At 63.9% G+C, this 15,968-nt stretch carries 14 protein-coding genes and 1 tRNA gene; 4 read left to right on the forward strand and 11 right to left on the reverse strand.

What is annotated here, in order from left to right; genetic code table 11:
- The 11 genes from ACHHTY_RS10490 to ACHHTY_RS10540 all read right to left on the reverse strand — a co-directional run.
- Positions 1-560: tetratricopeptide repeat protein (locus ACHHTY_RS10490; RefSeq protein WP_395494085.1), on the reverse strand; the 560-nt coding region annotated here is incomplete at its 3' end.
- Positions 557-3,187 carry a DNA mismatch repair protein MutS gene (mutS, locus tag ACHHTY_RS10495; RefSeq protein WP_395494086.1) on the reverse strand — a complete coding sequence of 877 codons (2,631 nt, stop codon included), beginning with the start codon at positions 3,185-3,187 and terminating at the stop codon, positions 557-559. The genes mutS and ACHHTY_RS10490, both read right to left, overlap by 4 nt.
- 44 nt (positions 3,188-3,231) lie before the next feature.
- Positions 3,232-3,528 carry a DUF167 domain-containing protein gene (locus ACHHTY_RS10500; RefSeq protein ID WP_395494087.1) on the reverse strand — a complete coding sequence of 99 codons (297 nt, stop codon included), beginning with the start codon at positions 3,526-3,528 and terminating at the stop codon, positions 3,232-3,234.
- Positions 3,529-3,583: 55 nt separating this feature from the next.
- Entirely contained in the window at positions 3,584-4,420 is an 837-nt protein-coding gene (locus ACHHTY_RS10505; protein ID WP_395494089.1) for a DivIVA domain-containing protein, read from the reverse strand.
- Between the two features lie 80 nt (positions 4,421-4,500).
- Entirely contained in the window at positions 4,501-4,797 is a 297-nt protein-coding gene (locus tag ACHHTY_RS10510; RefSeq protein ID WP_395494090.1) for a YggT family protein, read from the reverse strand.
- A gap of 9 nt (positions 4,798-4,806) precedes the next feature.
- The gene (locus ACHHTY_RS10515; RefSeq protein ID WP_395494091.1) at positions 4,807-5,109 is read right to left on the reverse strand and encodes a TM2 domain-containing protein; all 303 of its coding nucleotides are present in this window, start codon (positions 5,107-5,109) and stop codon (positions 4,807-4,809) included.
- Between the two features lie 67 nt (positions 5,110-5,176).
- Positions 5,177-6,703, reverse strand: a complete 1,527-nt coding sequence (gene metG / locus ACHHTY_RS10520; protein WP_395494092.1) for a methionine--tRNA ligase — start codon at positions 6,701-6,703, stop codon at positions 5,177-5,179.
- 95 nt (positions 6,704-6,798) lie between these two features.
- Positions 6,799-7,866 carry a PSP1 domain-containing protein gene (locus ACHHTY_RS10525; protein WP_395494093.1) on the reverse strand — a complete coding sequence of 356 codons (1,068 nt, stop codon included), beginning with the start codon at positions 7,864-7,866 and terminating at the stop codon, positions 6,799-6,801.
- Positions 7,867-7,883: 17 nt separating this feature from the next.
- Positions 7,884-8,945 (reverse strand): DNA polymerase III subunit delta', encoded by a 1,062-nt coding sequence (holB, locus tag ACHHTY_RS10530; RefSeq protein ID WP_395494094.1) that lies wholly within the window; start codon positions 8,943-8,945, stop codon positions 7,884-7,886.
- Positions 8,936-10,117: a 3'-5' exoribonuclease YhaM family protein gene (locus tag ACHHTY_RS10535; protein WP_395494095.1), complete on the reverse strand. Its 1,182-nt coding sequence runs from the start codon at positions 10,115-10,117 to the stop codon at positions 8,936-8,938. Before ACHHTY_RS10535 ends, holB begins: the two co-directional genes overlap by 10 nt.
- A gap of 99 nt (positions 10,118-10,216) precedes the next feature.
- Positions 10,217-13,207 carry an AIR synthase-related protein gene (locus ACHHTY_RS10540; RefSeq protein WP_395494096.1) on the reverse strand — a complete coding sequence of 997 codons (2,991 nt, stop codon included), beginning with the start codon at positions 13,205-13,207 and terminating at the stop codon, positions 10,217-10,219.
- A gap of 304 nt (positions 13,208-13,511) precedes the next feature.
- On the opposite strand from ACHHTY_RS10540, the gene ACHHTY_RS10545 reads away from it, so the two are divergent.
- The 4 genes from ACHHTY_RS10545 to ACHHTY_RS10560 all read left to right on the forward strand — a co-directional run.
- A tRNA-Gly gene (locus ACHHTY_RS10545) sits at positions 13,512-13,587 on the forward strand.
- A 141-nt stretch (positions 13,588-13,728) separates the two neighbouring features.
- Positions 13,729-14,196, forward strand: a complete 468-nt coding sequence (locus tag ACHHTY_RS10550) for a ribosome maturation factor RimP (RefSeq protein ID WP_395494097.1) — start codon at positions 13,729-13,731, stop codon at positions 14,194-14,196.
- Between the two features lie 47 nt (positions 14,197-14,243).
- Entirely contained in the window at positions 14,244-15,611 is a 1,368-nt protein-coding gene (gene nusA / locus ACHHTY_RS10555) for a transcription termination factor NusA (protein ID WP_395494098.1), read from the forward strand.
- Between the two features lie 34 nt (positions 15,612-15,645).
- Positions 15,646-15,968 (forward strand): translation initiation factor IF-2 N-terminal domain-containing protein (locus ACHHTY_RS10560; RefSeq protein WP_395494099.1); only part of this gene is annotated, 323 nt, incomplete at its 3' end.

Consider the following 15,968-nt stretch of genomic DNA (forward strand, 5'->3'; position numbering starts at 1 on the left):
GCCCGCTGGGCTTCGCGCTGCAGGTCCCGCAACTTTTCCCGGGCCCCGGCGGCCATGTCCCCGTCGGGGTAGAGGGTGACGAGCTGGGTCAGCACCCGCTCGGCCCGGGCCGGATCCCGCTGCTCGTGCAGGAAAATATTGGCCAGATAGAAGAGGGCGTCGTCGGCCAGGGGATGGCGGGGATAGGCGGCCTGCATGCGCTGGAAGGAAGTGACCGCCGCGGCCAGGTCCTCGGGGATGCCGCCCCGGCGGTACATCTGGTGATAAAGATTGCCCTGCAGATAAAGGCTTTTGGGGGCCGCCTCGTGGGTGGGGTGCTGACGCTGGAGCTCCTGCAGGGCCTGGCCGGCCCGCTGCCAGTTTTCCCTGTTTCGCCCTTCCTCGCCGCTGAGCAGGCGCTGGTAATAGTGCTGAAGGCGGGTAAACTGCTGCTCGGGATCGACCGGGGCGGCCCCCGCGGCGGTGATAGCCCCCGGCAGCAGGCCGAGCAGCAACAGGGCTCCCAGTATCGCCCGGAGTTGGCGCAAGAAGATGCTGGGCTGGGGCAGGTTTGCGGTCATGGCAGTTGTTTCAGTTCGTAGAGCAGGTTCAGAGCCTCCAGGGGACTGAGGCTGTCGGGCTGAATCTCGGCCAGGCGGCGGCGCAGGGGATCTTCAGCGCCGAAGAGGCGCAACTGGCTGGGCTTGGCCACCCGGCCGCCTCCTTCCTCAACCCCGCCGGCGGCGATGCGGGGCTGGCCCTGCCGGTTGAACTCACCCTGTTCGATATTATGCAGCAGCTCCTTGGCCCTGGCCACCACGACCGCCGGCACTCCGGCCAGGGCCGCGACCTGGATCCCGTAGCTGCGGCTCACGCCGCCGGGCAGCAGTTTGTGGAGAAAGATTATGGTGTCGTTCCACTCCCGCACGGCGATATGAAAGTTGTGAATCCGGGGCTGGGTGGCCGCCAGTTCGGTCAGCTCGTGATAATGGGTGGCAAAGAGGGTCTTGATCCCCTTGCCCTCCTTGTTGACCAGCGCTTCGGCCACCGCCCAGGCGATGGCCAGCCCGTCGAAGGTTGAAGTGCCCCGGCCGATTTCGTCCAGGATCACCAGGCTGCGGGGGGTGGCGTTGTTGAGAATGTTGGCGGTTTCGTTCATTTCCACCATGAAGGTGGATTGGCCCCGGCGCAGGTCGTCCATGGCTCCGACCCGGGTGAAGATCCGGTCCACCAGGCCGATGGTCGCCGCCGCCGCCGGCACGAAGCCGCCCATCTGGGCCATCAGGACGATCAGGGCGGTCTGGCGCAGCACCGTGGATTTACCCGCCATGTTGGGCCCGGTGATGATCATCACCTCTTTGTCGCCCTGGTCCAGGTGGACATCGTTGGGCACGAAGCGTCCCGGCGGCAGCCCCAGTTCGATCACGGGATGGCGGCCCTCGCGGATGCTTATTTCCTCTCCCTCGTTGACCGTCGGCCGGACGTAGCGGTACTTGGCGGCACCAATGGCCAGGGCGGCCAGCAGGTCGATCATCGCCAGGCAGGCGGCGCTCTGCAGGATCCGCGAGCCCGCCCGGGCCACCCGGTTGCGGATCTCGCCAAAAAGCCGATACTCCAGCTCCAGCCTTTTTTCTTCCGCCCCGCTGACCTTGCTTTCGAACTCTTTCAGCTCCGGGGTAATATAGCGTTCGGCGTTGACCAGGGTCTGCTTGCGGATGAAATCCGCCGGCACCTCGGCCAGCTTGCCCCGGCTGACCTCGAGGTAGTAGCCGAAGACCTTGTTGAAGCCCACCTTGAGGTTGGCGATGCCGGTTCGTTCCCGCTCCCGGGCCTCGAGCCCGGCGATCAGCTTTTTGCCGTCGCGGAGAATGGCGTTCAGTTCATCCAGTTCGGCATTGTAGCCGGGGCGGATCAGGTTGCCCTCGCGCAGGCCCATCGGGGCGTCGTCACGGATGGCGGCGGCCAGCAGGGTTTGCAGATCGGTCAGTTCATCGATTTCCCGGCCCAGTTCCCCCAGCAGGCCGGGGCGGGGTTCCAGCATTTGCCTGATCGATGGCAAGCGGGCCAGCGAAACCTGCAAGGCATTGAGATCGCGGGCATTGGCCCGCCCCAGCACCGCCCGGCTGTTGAGCCGCTCCAGGTCGTATACCGCCCCCAGGGCCCGGTCCAGTTCCCGGCTCAACTCCTGGTCGCGGAGCAGTTCCGCCACCGCGTCCAGGCGGTGGTTGATGGCGGCTACGTTTTTCAGGGGGAAAAGCAGGCTTTTCCGCAACTGCCGGGCCCCCATGGGGGTGCGGGTGTGATCCAGCGCCGCCAGCAGGGAACCTTCGCGCTGACCGTCGACGATGGTCCGGGTCAACTCCAGGTTGCGGCGGGAGGATTCATCGAGCAGCAGCACCTGGTCAAGTTCCAGGGGCCGCAGCCTTTCCAGGTGGCCCAGATCACTTTTCTGGGTTTCCTGGAGGTAGGCCAGCAGGGCCCCGGCGGCGCCGAGGCCAGGGTTGAAGTTTTCGCAGCCGAAGCCGGCCAGGCTGGCGGTCCGGAAATGTTCCAGCAGCAGTTCGCGGGCCCGGGCGGGCTGAAACTCGGCTGCGGGCCGGTGGGTCAGGCAACACAGGGGGAGGTGGGCGCTCAACAGGGCGGAGAGGTCGGGGCCGCCCCGCTCATCCGGCCCGGCCGCCAGAGGCAGGAGCACTTCGGAGGGATTCAGCCGGCTCAGCTCGTCCAGCAAATCGCTTTCCGCCGGGAATTCGCCGACCAGGAATTCGCCGGTGGAAAGATCAAGCAGGCTCAGTCCCCAGAGCGGCTTCTGGCGGCAAACCGCGCCCAGGAAACGGTTTTCCTTGTCGTCCAGCAACTGATCTTCGACCACCACCCCGGGGCTGACCACCCGCACCACTTCGCGATGAACCAGGCCCTTGCTCTGGGCGGGATCTTCCATCTGTTCGCAGATCGCCACCCGCCTTCCCGCCTTGATCAGCTTGGCCAGGTAGCCGGCGGCGGCATGGAAGGGCACTCCGCACATGGGGATTTTGTTATCATCCCCCTTGTTGCTGCGGGAAGTCAGGGTGATGCCCAGCAGGCGGGCGGCCTCGACGGCGTCGTCGAAAAACATCTCGTAAAAATCGCCCATCCGGTAAAAGAGCAGGGCGTCGGGATGCTGGTTTTTGATCTCCAGGTACTGCTGGAGCATGGGGGTTATTTTCATCGCGGCGCTTACCTGGACAGCTGAAAGGTTGGCGGCTCCGGGGGCTAATCGGCCAGCAGCCGCCGGGCGGCCTCGGCCGGGCCGATTCCTTCCAGGCGGAAATATTTGTCGCGGCTGGCGGGGCCCTTTTCCAGGCTCACGGCGCTGCGGGGCAGGCCGCAGCGGCGGGCTAAAAAGGCGATCAAGGCGGCGTTGGCCCTGCCTTCCAGCGCCGGGGCGGCCACGGCGATCTTCAGGGAATCGCCGTACTCGCCCCGCACCATGGTCCGGCCGGCCCCGGGTTGAGCCCGGACTTTAAGCAGGACGGCCCGGCCATTATCCAGGGAACGCAGCCAGTTCATCTTGCCACCTTCCGGCAGGGGCCGGAGTTGCCCCCGCAGGGTTCCGGCCGGCCAATTACTTTTTTTTGTCTTCTTCGGTTGCGAACTCGTCCGCTATGCTGACCGTCGGTTCCCACTCCGCGGCGGCCGCTCCTTCCTCGTCATCCTCCAGGGGATCCTCCAGGGTGAAGACCATGTCGCCGTCCAGGTCGGGCAGGCTGCCACCTTCATCATTAGAGACGCCCGTGGTTGCCGTGCTTGCTTCCCGTCCCTCGCGGATCGGGGAATCTTCAGTTCCGTGTTGGGCAAACTCGGGGGTGGATGGGGATTTATCCTCATCGGCAGGAGACAGTAGATCGTCGGAGAGTTCAATTCGCTGGTAGAGTTCGGAGCCGACTATTTTTGCTCCGGCCGGTTCGGCGGCGCTGAAGGCGGTGGAGCATACGGCATTGAGCCTGGAATCGTCGGATTCGCACTCGTCCCGGTCCAGTAGGCTAAGATAGGATTCGAGGACCTGGCGCATCTCTTCCCGGACTTGGCCTTTGATGCCCTTGAGCCGCTCCACCTCCTGTTCAAGCTCGACGATTTCCCGGCGGGCGTTTTCTTCCAATTCCTGAACCTCTTCCCGGGTTTTGGCCAGCAGCTCCTGCGCCTCCTGGCGGGATTTCTCCTTCATCTCCTGGGCCACGCTCTGGGCCGAAACGATGGCGCTGAGGGCGGATTTTTCCTGGCTCTGGTGGTCCCGAACCTCGCGCTCCGCCGCCTCCAGTCGCTCCCGCAACTCCTGGTTTTCTTCGCTCAGGGCCAGGAGGGCGGCCGCCGCCCGCTCCAGGAACTCATCAACTTCCTCGACGTCAAAACCCCGGAAACGAACATGAAACTGTTGGTTCTGGATTTCTTGAGCGGTGAGCATAGCGCGACTCCTTCAATAGGTTAAAAGTTCAGGGCGCAAGGGGGCGGCTTGGTTGGCAACCTGGTGCCGCCCTGCCCCTTTTACGCCAGGGCCCGGGCCAGTTGCTGCAGCGTCGGCACCAGGAAGCTTTGGAGAAAAATAATACCCACGATCAGCACGATCGGGGAGAAATCGAAACCGCCGACCACCGGCAAATAGCGGCGGATGGCGCGCAGGGGGGGCTCGGTGATCTCATAGAGGAAGCGGACGATGGGGTTATACTGGTCGGCATTGACCCAGGAGATGATAACCCGGCCCAGAATCACCCAGATATAAACGCTCAGGACGATATTGATCACCCCGGCCAGGGCCTCCAGAAAATTGCTGAGAATGAACATGCCCCCTCCTTATTCCGGTCCGTATTTCTCTTCCCATCTGGCGTCACTGGTGACAAAAAACACGATGGCCTCAACAAAGGCGATCAGCAATGGAATGAAAGTCCAGACAAAAAGCAGATAAAATATACCCCACCACTGGCCCAGATAAAAGCGATGGATGCCCAACCCTCCCAGAAAAAGGGCCAGCAAACCGGCGATGATCCGGTTTTTGCCCCGGTTGGGCTGGTATTGGACCGCCCCGCAATGAGGACAGGCGCGGGCGCTTTCGTGGATATCCTTGCCGCAGCCGCGGCAAAATACCATGTTGGTCATGGCCCGACCTCCCGCGCCCGACAGGGCTTGCTTCCCGATCCTGCCGTCCGCGCGGCCCTTGCCCGACTCATTTTTTTCCCTTGATCCGGGGGAAGAGATTTTCGCCCAACTGGATGGGACTACCCGGCGCCAAGAGGCTCCAGTGTTCCTGGTCTGCCAATCTGACGGCGGGCTCCAGGCCCAGGCTGGCGGCCATTTTCCCCGCCGCCGTCGGCATTACCGGCTGCAGGGCGCAGGTGATGCAGCGCAGGCTTTCCAGCAGGGTGTTGAGTACCGTGGCCAGGCGCTGCTCCTGGCCGGGATCCTTGGCCAATTCCCAAGGCGCGTTGCTGACAATGTAGCGGTTGGCCCGGCCGACCACCTCCCAGACCGCCTCCAGGGCCTGGCGGAAGGCCCAGGCCCGCATTTTGTCCCGGTAGTCGCCCAGCATCGCCAGGCTGGCATCGGCCAGGGCCTGGTCGTCGGGGTTGAGGGGGCCGGGAGCGGGTATCCGGCCGCCGGCGAAATTTTTTACCATGGTGAGGCTGCGGCTGAACAGATTGCCCAGGTCGTTGGCCAGATCGGAGTTGCGGCGGGCCAGCATGGCTTCCGGGGAGTAGGAGGAATCCAGGCCGAAGGACATTTCCCGCAGCAGAAAGTACCGCACCGAGTCGGCGCCGAAATCGGCCACCATTTCCTCCGGCCGGATCACGTTGCCGATGCTTTTGGACATCTTGGTTTCGTTGACGTTCCAGTAGCCGTGCACATGGAGGCGGCGGTAGGGGGCCAGACCCATGGCCTTCAGCATGGTCGGCCAGAAGATGGCGTGGGGTTTCAGAATGTCCTTGGCGATCAGGTGCTCGGCTCCGGCCCAGAGGCGCGGGAAGTCTGGTCCGTCGGGGTAGCCGATCCCGCTGACATAGTTGATCAGGGCGTCGAACCAGACATAGGTCACGAAGCGCTGGTCGAAGGGCAGAGGGATGCCCCAGTGCAGCCGGCTCACCGGCCGGGAGATGCAGAGATCCTCCAGCGGTTCGCTCAAAAAAGAGAGAACCTCGTTGCGGTAGCGTTCGGGGGTGATGAAGTCGGGGTTGGCCTTGATATAATCGATGAGCCACTGCTGGTAACGGCCCATCCGGAAAAAATAGTTCTGCTCGGCCACCTTTTCCGGGGGGGTGAGATGGTCGGGGCATTTGCCCTCGACCAGTTCCTTTTCGGTCAGGAAACGTTCACAGCCCTTGCAATAGAGCCCGGCGTAGTCGCTGAAATAGATGTCGTCCTGGTCGTAAACCTTTTGCAGGATCTGCTGCACCACCGCCACGTGGGCCGGGTCGGTGGTGCGGACGAAGTTGTCCGGTTCCACCTGGAGCAGGGGCCAGGCGGCGCGGAAGCGGGCGCTGATCTCATCGACGTAGGCGCGGACATCGACTCCCGCCGCGGCGGCGGCCTGGACAATCTTATCGCCATGCTCATCGGTCCCGGTCTGCAGGAAGGCCTCCCGGCCGTCAAGGCGGGCGAAGCGGCTTGCGGCGTCGGCCACCACAGCCGTATAGGCGTGGCCGAGATGGGGTTGGGCGTTGACGTAAAATATCGGGGTGGTGAGATAAAGGGTCATGGGCCGATCACGGTTTTACTGGTTGAACCGGGTCCGGTCAAGTCGGCCGGGGCCGGGCATTGTTGCCCTCCCTGGCCTCCTGTCGTGCCGGGTGGTTATTGGTCGGGCTCGGTGGTTTCTCGGGCCGGCGCCGGTTTACGGTTTGTCTGGGGCCGGGGCCGGGATTGGCGGGGCTGGCCGTGATTGGTTTTTTGGGCTCCCGCTTCGCGCTCCGCTGCCGGTTTGCCGCCGCCCTTGACCGGTTCGCAGCGCCGCCATTCACTGGCCTGCCAGGTGATGACCCGCTCGGGATCATCGAGGGCGCAGGCTTCGACGGTTTCCTCCAGCACGTTGATCTTGAGCACCTTGAAGAGCTGGCCGTCGAGGCTGACGTTTTTGCCGGGCTTGGGCATCTGGCGGCGCATATTCTGGTAGGTTTCGAACTCGTAGGTCAGGCAGCAGAGCAGCCGGTTGCAGATGCCGGAGATCTTGGCGGGATTGAGCGGCAGGCCCTGCTCCTTGGCCATTTTGATGGAGACCGGCGCGAAATTGCGGATAAATGAGCTGCAGCACAACTCCCGGCCGCAGCAGCCCAGGCCGCCGATCATCTTGGTTTCATGCCGGACCCCGACCTGGCGGATTTCCACCCGGGTGCGGAACTCCTGGACCAGGTCCTTGACCAGTTCCCGGAAGTCCACCCGGTTTTCGGCGGTGAAGTAAAAGATGATCTTGCTGCCGTTGAAAAAACGTTCGACCTTGATCAGTTTCATCGGCAGCTTGTGTTTGGCGATCAGGTGCTGGGCGGTGCTGAAATTTCCCTTTTCCCGCTCCTGCAGGGCCAGAAACTTGTCCTGTTCCTCCCGGCTGGCCCGGCGGATGATGATGGGCAGGGCGGCGGCTGCCGCACGCTCTTTCGGGGCCTCGTCGTCCGCGCCGGTCCCGGTTTCGGCGCCCGCTTGGTCGGCGGTCTCGCCGCAAGGCCCGCAGGGCCGCGGTTCGCCGTACACCAGGGCCGGTTCCAGGCCATGGTCGGTTTGGGCCATCACGATTTCATCGTGGTGGAGATCGGTGATCCGGCTGATCGCCGTGCAGGGCTGGTCGGCGGGACGGAAACGGATGGCGCAGCAGCGAGGCAGCAGGGGTTCTGCCGGCGGATTTATTTGCTCCTGGTTGACATTTTCCATAAGCCGTTAAGATACCATTAAAGCAGGTCAAAGAAAAGGACTTCGCAGACCAGGGCCCGGTTGCAGTTGCGTTTGAGCTGCGCCTTGGCCCGGCGAAACCGCTGCAGGCGCCGGTCAAGTCCGGCCGGATCCCAGCGCCGCCCGCCCCGGGCCAGCAGCTCCTCCAGGTCCCGGTTGATCAGGAGCCGCGGCGGGGCGGCATCATCCGCCCGCCGCCGCTGGCCGCCGCCGGCGATCACCGCCAGATCGTGGAAGCAGGCACTGAGCAGATCGAGAAAATCTTCCAGCCCTTCCTTGAGGCCGGCGCATTTTTCGGCCAGGTTCAGCACCCCGCCCACCGCTTCGGGCTGTTCGGGGCGGTGGTCCAGCAGCATGGTCAGCACTTCCCGGCGCAGATCGAGCAGATTCTGGCCCCGCAGCAGACGAGCCCGCCCCAGGCTGCCTTCGGCCACGGCGGCCAGGGTGGCGGCGGCTTCCGGGCTGATCTGCTCTTCCCGGGCCAGGGTGGCGGCGAGCTTTTCCACGCTTAGAGGGAAAAAGGGCACGATCTGGCAGCGGGAGAGAATGGTGGGCAGGATGGCGCCGGCTTCGTCGCCGGTGAGGATGAAGATGGTTCCGGCGGGGGGCTCCTCGAGGGCTTTAAGGAGGCTGTTGGCCGCTTCCCGCCGCATGGTGTGGACTTCGCTGAGCAGGACCACCCGGCTGCCCGCCTCCAGGGGCGGAAAGGCCAGGGCCTTCTTTACTTCCCGAATCTGCTTGATTTTAATCGCTGCTCCCTCGGGGGAGATTTCGAGAAAATCGGGATGGTTGGCGGAGGCGAATTTGCGGCAGGAGCGACAGTGGCCGCAGACCGCCAGCAGGTCTGCTTCCGCTCCGGGCGCGGCCCCGGGTGGGTCGAGACAGTTGATGGTGGCGGCCAAAGCCCGGGCGGCGGTCTTTTTCCCCACCCCCGCCGGGCCGCGGAAGAGATAGGCATGGGCCAGCGTGTCGCCGCGCAGGGCCCGGCGCAGCATCTCCTTGGCCTTGTCCTGTTCGATGATGGCGGCAAAACGGGCGAGCATGGCGGCGTCTAGCCCCACAGACTTTTTTGCCGGGCGTCGCTGGTCTGCTGGTCGGCAGGGTCGGGGGGCGAATCGGGGCCCTGATCAGGCGGCGCCGGGGTCTGGGCCGGCCTGGACTTGCGGCGGGGCTGGGGGGGCAGGGACGGTCGGTCACCGGCCGGATCGGCGGGGTCCGGGCCATAATCGTTGCTCCCGGCCGGAGAAGGAGGCGGGGATTCGGATTCGGCCGCCCCCCGCAGGTAAAGAAAGCGCTCCAGGTTGCGCTGATATTCGCTCCACTGGTAGCCGGGCTCCTCGGCCCGCCCGCTGAGACGGGCGAAGTAGTTGACCTTGGCGTCCAAATCGTCAAGGAAATGAAGGATGAAGGCCTCCTGCATCATCGGCAGGGTCGGGGCGCCGAATTCATGGCGGCCGTGGTGGCTCAAAACCAGGTGCTGGAGGCAGGCCATCAACTCGGGAGGGAAACCAGGGATTGCCGCCGCCTTTTCCCGGATGGTCTCCGCTCCGATTACCAGGTGGCCCACCAGGCGGCCCCGGTCGCTGTAGCCGAAGGGGTAACCCGCGTAAGTAAGCTCCTCGGTTTTGCCCAGATCGTGAAGCAGGGCGCCGGCCAGCAGCAGGTCGCGGTCGATGGCCGGATAAAGCCGGCAAACCGCCGCCGCCAGCCTGGTCACCGCCACCGTATGCTCCAGCAGCCCCCCGAGATAGGCATGATGCATGGTCTTGGCCGCCGGGGCGGTGGTGAATTGTTGCCGGAATCGTTGGTCATCCTGGAAGATGGCCGTCAGCAGGCGGTTCAGGTGGGGGTTGCGGATGGAGGCGATCAGGGCGGCCAGTTCCTCCTCCAGTTGCCGGCGGTCAAAGTCGCCGCTGGGCATGAAATCGGCCAAATCGATCTCGCTCTCGGCCACCGCCGAGACCCGGTTGATCCGCAGTTGGATAGCGCCCCGGTAATTTTCCCCCTGGCCGTTGATCCGGACAAAGAGACCGGACTGACAGATGGGGGCCAGGGCCTCGGCGTCATCCCAGACCGGGCCGCCGATCTCACCGCTTTTATCCATCAGGGTAAGACGCAGAAAGGGCTTGCCGGCGCGGGTTTCACCCCGGTTCATTTCCTTGACCAGAAAGACGCCTTCCACCGCCCGGCCATCCTCGATCCCGGCGATCATCATGCCTTTGTTCTTCCCCATCCGAACCTCTTGAAAACCAGAACTTGGTGGTGGATATTTCTAAGTCCCTTTGACCCGGACTCGGCAAAATTTACGGCCAGGCCCGGTCGGTCGCGCCCCTCAGAAATTGAGGGTCTGCTGCCAGCTCCGCTTGAGATCGCCGAGCCCTTCCGCCAGCACCGTTTCCCCGTTGAGGCCGGTGATCCGCAGCACCGGATCGCCGGTGACCTCGCCGAGCCGGCTCCAGCCGGTGGCGCCCAGGATCTCTTCGAAGGCGGGAGCATCGGCCGGAGCCACGGTGACCAGCAGGCGGCTCTGGCTTTCGGCAAAGAGCAGCACGTCGTCGCGGTGCACGTTTGCCGCCGCCACCCGCCTCAGGTCGAGGTTCAGGCCCAGGCCGCCGGCAAAGGCCGTTTCCGCCGCCGCCACCCCCAGCCCCCCGTCGGAAAGATCGTGGCAGGAGGCCACCAGGCCCCGGCTCATGGCCTGGTGCAGGGCCTGGTAACGGGCCAGGGCGGTCGCGGCGTCGACCTTGGGGACCTGGTTGCCGATGCCCTGGTGACGGGCGGCGTATTCCGAACCGCCCAGTTCAGCGTAGGTGGTGCCCAGCAGGTAAACCAGGTCGCCGGCTTTTTTGGCATCCATGGTCACCGCCCGGTTGACGTCGGCGATCCGGGCCACCACCGAGAAGAGCAGGGTGGGGGGAATGGAAATCTTGACGCTGCCCATCATGTAATCGTTCTTCATCGAATCCTTGCCGGAGATGCAGGGCACCCCGAAGGCCAGGGCGTAGGCGGCCAGGGCCTGGTTGGCCCGCACCAGCTGGGCCAGCTTGTAAGGGCCGTCGGGCGTTTTCTCGGACAGGATCGGGTCGCACCAGCAGAAGTTGTCCAGCCCGGCCATATGGTCGAGGCCGGCCCCGGTGGCCACCGCGTTGCGGATGGCTTCGTCCATGGCGCAGGCGACCATGTGATAGGTGTCGATATCGGAATAGCGGGGGCAGATACCGTGGGCTACCACCAGACCCTCGGGGGAATCGAGCAGGGGCCGGATTACCGCCGCGTCCGAGGGCCCGTCGTTGTCCGCCCCGGTCAGGGGTTTGACCACGCTGCCCCCCTGGACTTCGTGGTCGTACTGGCGGACCACGTATTCCTTGCTGCAGATGTTGAGCCGGCCCAGCAGGGCGTGCAGTTCGGCCCCCAGGTCGGGATCGGTCGGCAGCTGGATTTCAGGATGAACCGGAGGAATCCAGCGGGCCACCATCTGCATGGGCGGCAGGCCCTGGTGAATGAAATCCATGGCCAGGCAGGCTACGGTTTGGCCCTCGTGCAGAACGTGGAACTTGCCTGAATCGGTGAAGGTGCCCAGGACCGTGGCCTCTACTTCCATCTGGGCGCAAAGCGCCAGGAATTCATCGATTTTGGCCGGCGGCACGGCCAGGGTCATGCGCTCCTGGGCCTCGGAAATCATGATCTCCCAGGGCTGCAGGCCGGCATATTTGAGCGGGGCCCGCTCCAGGTGGAGCTCAAAGCCCCCCGAATCCTGGGCCATTTCCCCCACCGAGGAGGAAAGCCCTCCGGCCCCGTTGTCGGTGATGCAGTTGTAGAGCCCCCGGTCGCGGGCCTTGAGCAGGCAGTCGAACATCTTTTTCTGGGTGATGGGATCGCCGATCTGGACCGCGGTGGCCGGCGAGTCCTCATGCAGTTCCTCGGAGGAGAAGGTGGCCCCGTGAATGCCGTCCTTGCCGATCCTCCCCCCGGTCATGACGATCAGGTCCCCCGGCAGGGCCTTCTTGTCCTGGGAGGGCTTGCCGCCCACCAGGGCCGGCATGATGCCGATGGTGCCGCAGAAGACCAGGGGTTTGCCGGCAAAACGGGGGTCAAAGACCAGAGAGCCGTTGATGGTGGGGATCCCGCTTTTATTGCCGCCGTGCTCCACCCCCAGGCGCACGCCTTCGAAGATCCGCTTGGGATGCAGCAGGCGGGCGGGCAGGGGCTCGGCGTAAAAGGGCGAGGCAAAACAGAAAACATCGGTATTGGCGATCAGCTTGGCCCCCATGCCGGTGCCGAAGGGATCGCGGTTGACCCCGACGATCCCGGTCAGGGCGCCGCCGTAAGGGTCCAGGGCCGAGGGGCTGTTGTGGGTCTCCACCTTGAAGGCCACGTTCCAGTCCTGGTTGAAGCGGACTACCCCGGCGTTGTCCTTGAAAACCGAGAGGCACCAGTCACCCGCCCCCATCCGGCGGCGGATTTCGGCGGTGGGCTGCTTGATGAAGGTGTCGAAGAGGCTGCGAAAGACGGTTTTTTCGCCGCTGACCGTGTCCTCGTAATGGATGTCGCCGCTGAAGATTTTGTGCTTGCAGTGTTCCGACCAGCTCTGGGCCAGAACTTCCAGCTCGACGTCGGTGATTCTGGCCCCCAGGCCGACCTTGCGGCGCTGAGCGAGGACCGCCGGATCGGCCAGGTGGTCGCGGATGATCTTCATCTCTTCCAGGGTGAGGGCCAGGATGCCCTCCCGGCTGATCCGCAGCAATTCCTCGTCGGCGACATTGAGATCGATTTCCAGGACCTGGTGCCTGGTGCCCCCGGCGACCCGGGGAGCGTGGGCGGTTACTCCGCCCTGAGCGGTGAATTCCTGATGGTCGAGGATGGTGAAGCGTTCGATCAGTTCGTTGGCCAGCAATTTGGCAGCGATGGTGGTGATTTGCTCCCGGCTGAGCCGGCCGCGCAGCAGGTACTGGGTGGAAGTGTAAACCGCCTCTCCGGCCTGCAGTTTGCGGCCCAGCAACAGCTCCAGGGCCTGGGCGGCGGTGCGGCCTTCGTTGTCGGTGACTCCGGGCCGGAAACCTACTTCGATGCACCAGTCAAAGGCCAGTCCCTGAGCCAGGGCCAGGGGGCCCAGAGCGAACTCCTGGGTGACCGGGTCGCTGTAAGGCCCGGCGGCGGCGGCCGACAATTGCGCCGGGCTGATCTCGGCTTCGACGGTGAAGACCTTGATGGTCCGCACTCCGTCCGCCGCCACTTTAAGATCGGTGGCGATCCGTTTGCGGGTCGCCTCGCCGAAGGCATCGTTGATCCGGGTTTTCAGGCCAACCTCGATCCGGGCAAGCATGCGCAACTCCTCTATGGTTTCTTGCTGATAGGCTAATGATAAAATGATAAGCTGGCTAATATAACCCATCAGATTTTTTTTGCCCGGTCCTTTTTGCGCCAGGCCCCGGCGGGTTCTGTCCGCGCCTGAAGCCGCGCCCGGCCGGGGACCGGGGCCGGCCGAGCCGGCCGGGAGTCCCTGCATGGTACCCCGCGGTTCCAGGAGGGCGGTCGGGGCGAGACGAGGGCGCCCCACGGGCCGGGGCTTACGCTTGACAAGCGCAGAAAAACCTGTATATTCGTCGGCATCAAGGAGTATGGAACGGGCGGACATAGCTCAGATGGTAGAGTACAAGCTTCCCAAGCTTGGTGTCGCGGGTTCGAATCCCGTTGTCCGCTCCAGATTTTCCCTCCTTGATTTCAGAACCGCCTTTTTTCCGGCGGGGTTTTGAAAGTGGGCCGCAAGCCCGCTTTTTTTGTTTCCCGAGCCCGGCAAACCGGGGCAACGGTTATTAAGTTTGCTGGCAAAACAGGAGTATCGTTATGGCGGCCGGAGAGTCCGCGCTCGTTCGTCGTTTAACCGAATTGCTGGAGCCGGTGGTCCTGGACTACGGCCTGGAACTGGTGGAACTTCAGTTCCGGCGCGAGGCTCCCGGCTGGGTCCTGCGACTGATCCTCGACGGCGATCAGGGAGTGAGCATCGACGATTGCGCCCGGGTCAGCCGGGAGGCTTCCCATCTGTTGGAAGTCGAGGATCCCATCGAGCAGGCCTTTCACCTGGAGGTCTCCTCGCCCGGCCTGGACCGGCCCCTAAAGCGGGAGCGGGACTTTGTCCGCTGCCGGGGCAAGCTGGCCAAAGTGGTCTCCCGGGAGCAGATCGACGACCAGAATGTTTTCATCGGGCGCCTGGGCGAGGTGGCGGACGGGGCGGTAACCCTGGAAACCGAGGCAGGCCCGGTCCGCATACCCCTGGCCGCGATCAGCCGGGCCAAGCTGGTGATAGAGTGGTAAACAGTTGGCAGTGGTAGAGTTTTTCCATAACCTGGATGGAGTTGAAGATGATATCCGAACTTAAAAGAATCATTGACCAGATCAGCCGCGACAAGGGCATCAACCGCGATTTGCTCATCGAAGCCATTGAAGAGGCGGTGATGAGCGCGGCCAAGAAGAAGTACGGGCATCGCCGCGAGATCGAGGCCCGCTACAACGATGATCTGGGCGAGATAGAGCTGTTCCAGTTCCGCACCGTGGTCGAGGAAGTGGAGGATGAGCAGACCGAGATCTCCCTGGCCGAGGCCAAGGCCCTGGACCCGGAAGTGGAAATGGGGGATGAGCTCGGAAGCAAGATGGTGTCGGCCGCCGAGTTGGGCCGGATCGCCGCCCAGTCCGCCAAGCAGGTCATCATCCAGAAGATGAAGGAAGCGGAAAGCGATGTGGTTTTCGATATGTTCAAGGAGCGCAAGGGCGATATCGTCAACGGCATCGTCCAGCGTTTCGAACGGGGCAACATCATCGTCAACCTGGGCCGCACCGACGCCATCCTGCCTTCCCGGGAGCAGATGCCCCGCAAGTCCTACCGCCAGGGCGACCGGATCCGGGCTTATCTGCTCGATGTCCGCCAGTCCTCCAAGGATCCCCAGCTGATTTTGAGCCGGACCTGCAACGAATTTCTCACCAAGCTTTTTGCCCTGGAAGTACCCGAGATCGCCGAAGGGATCGTCAAGATCATGGGAGTGGCCCGCGAGCCCGGTTCCCGGGCCAAGATCGCGGTCAGTTCCAGCGAAAGCGACGTCGATCCGGTGGGCGCCTGTGTCGGGATGAAGGGTTCCCGGGTCCAGAACGTGGTTCAGGAACTGCAGGGGGAAAAGATCGATATCGTCCCCTGGAGTCCGGATCCGGCCCGTTACGTTTCCAACGCCCTCTCCCCGGCCCAGGTTTCCATGGTGGTGGTGGACGAGGAGAACAACACCCTGCTGGTGGTGGTCCCCGACGATCAGCTTTCCCTGGCCATCGGCCGCCAGGGCCAGAACGTCCGGCTGGCCTCAACCCTGCTGGGCTGGCGGATCGACGTCAAGAGCGAAGCCCGCTACGCCCGCTCCATCGAGGATGGTTTCCAATCCCTGCTGGACGTGGCCGGGCTGACCGAAAAGCAGGCCGAAAAGCTCTACGACAGCGGGATCGCGGCGGCCACGGAACTGGCGGCGGCGGCCCCGGCCGAGATTGCGGAGATCCTGGGTCTCGAGGAAGCCGAGGCGGAAGCCCTGATCAAGGCGGCCGGCGCCGTTGCCCCGCCCCCGGAAAATGCCGAGGAGGAGGAGGAAGCGGTTGCTCCTCCGGCAACCAACTCGGCGCCGGAGCCGGAAGCGGGACCTGCCCCGGCGGATGAGCCGGCCCCGGACGAGGGTGACAGCGGCGAACGTTCATGATAAACTGACCGACTTTATTGACGATGATTGAATAATGGCCGGCAAGTTGATGGCCGGTGGTGACGAAGAGCCGGTAACGGAAAATCTCTTCGGGAGCTTGGTGATGAAGAAAATTCGCGTATACGAGTTGGCCAAAGAAGCGGGGCTGGAAAACAAGGTGCTGGTCGCTCGCCTGCAGGAAGAGGGCTATGAGGTAAAATCTCACAGTTCGACCCTGGAGGAGGGCGAGGCCCGGGATATCAGGATCAAGCTGGGCCTGGTCCAGACCGAAACCAAGGAAAAGCGGATCCAGGAAGAAGGCCGGACCACCATTATCCGCCGCCGCAAGACCGTGGTGGCCGCTGAGCCGGAACCGGC

Origin of the sequence: Desulfurivibrio nitratireducens (assembly GCF_044068515.1) — a bacterium.
GTDB lineage: Bacteria > Desulfobacterota > Desulfobulbia > Desulfobulbales > Desulfurivibrionaceae > Desulfurivibrio.

What these genes read in the sequence shown, in the direction of transcription:
- mutS (WP_395494086.1), bottom strand. Translation starts at nt 3,187, where the DNA reads ATGAAAATAACCCCCATGCTCCAGCAGTACCTGGAGATCAAAAACCAG.
- ACHHTY_RS10500 (WP_395494087.1), bottom strand. Translation starts at nt 3,528, where the DNA reads ATGAACTGGCTGCGTTCCCTGGATAATGGCCGGGCCGTCCTGCTTAAA.
- ACHHTY_RS10505 (WP_395494089.1), bottom strand. Translation starts at nt 4,420, where the DNA reads ATGCTCACCGCTCAAGAAATCCAGAACCAACAGTTTCATGTTCGTTTC.
- ACHHTY_RS10510 (WP_395494090.1), bottom strand. Translation starts at nt 4,797, where the DNA reads ATGTTCATTCTCAGCAATTTTCTGGAGGCCCTGGCCGGGGTGATCAAT.
- ACHHTY_RS10515 (WP_395494091.1), bottom strand. Translation starts at nt 5,109, where the DNA reads ATGACCAACATGGTATTTTGCCGCGGCTGCGGCAAGGATATCCACGAA.
- metG (WP_395494092.1), bottom strand. Translation starts at nt 6,703, where the DNA reads ATGACCCTTTATCTCACCACCCCGATATTTTACGTCAACGCCCAACCC.
- ACHHTY_RS10525 (WP_395494093.1), bottom strand. Translation starts at nt 7,866, where the DNA reads ATGGAAAATGTCAACCAGGAGCAAATAAATCCGCCGGCAGAACCCCTG.
- ACHHTY_RS10535 (WP_395494095.1), bottom strand. Translation starts at nt 10,117, where the DNA reads ATGGGGAAGAACAAAGGCATGATGATCGCCGGGATCGAGGATGGCCGG.
- ACHHTY_RS10540 (WP_395494096.1), bottom strand. Translation starts at nt 13,207, where the DNA reads ATGCTTGCCCGGATCGAGGTTGGCCTGAAAACCCGGATCAACGATGCC.
- ACHHTY_RS10550 (WP_395494097.1), top strand. Translation starts at nt 13,729, where the DNA reads ATGGCGGCCGGAGAGTCCGCGCTCGTTCGTCGTTTAACCGAATTGCTG.
- nusA (WP_395494098.1), top strand. Translation starts at nt 14,244, where the DNA reads ATGATATCCGAACTTAAAAGAATCATTGACCAGATCAGCCGCGACAAG.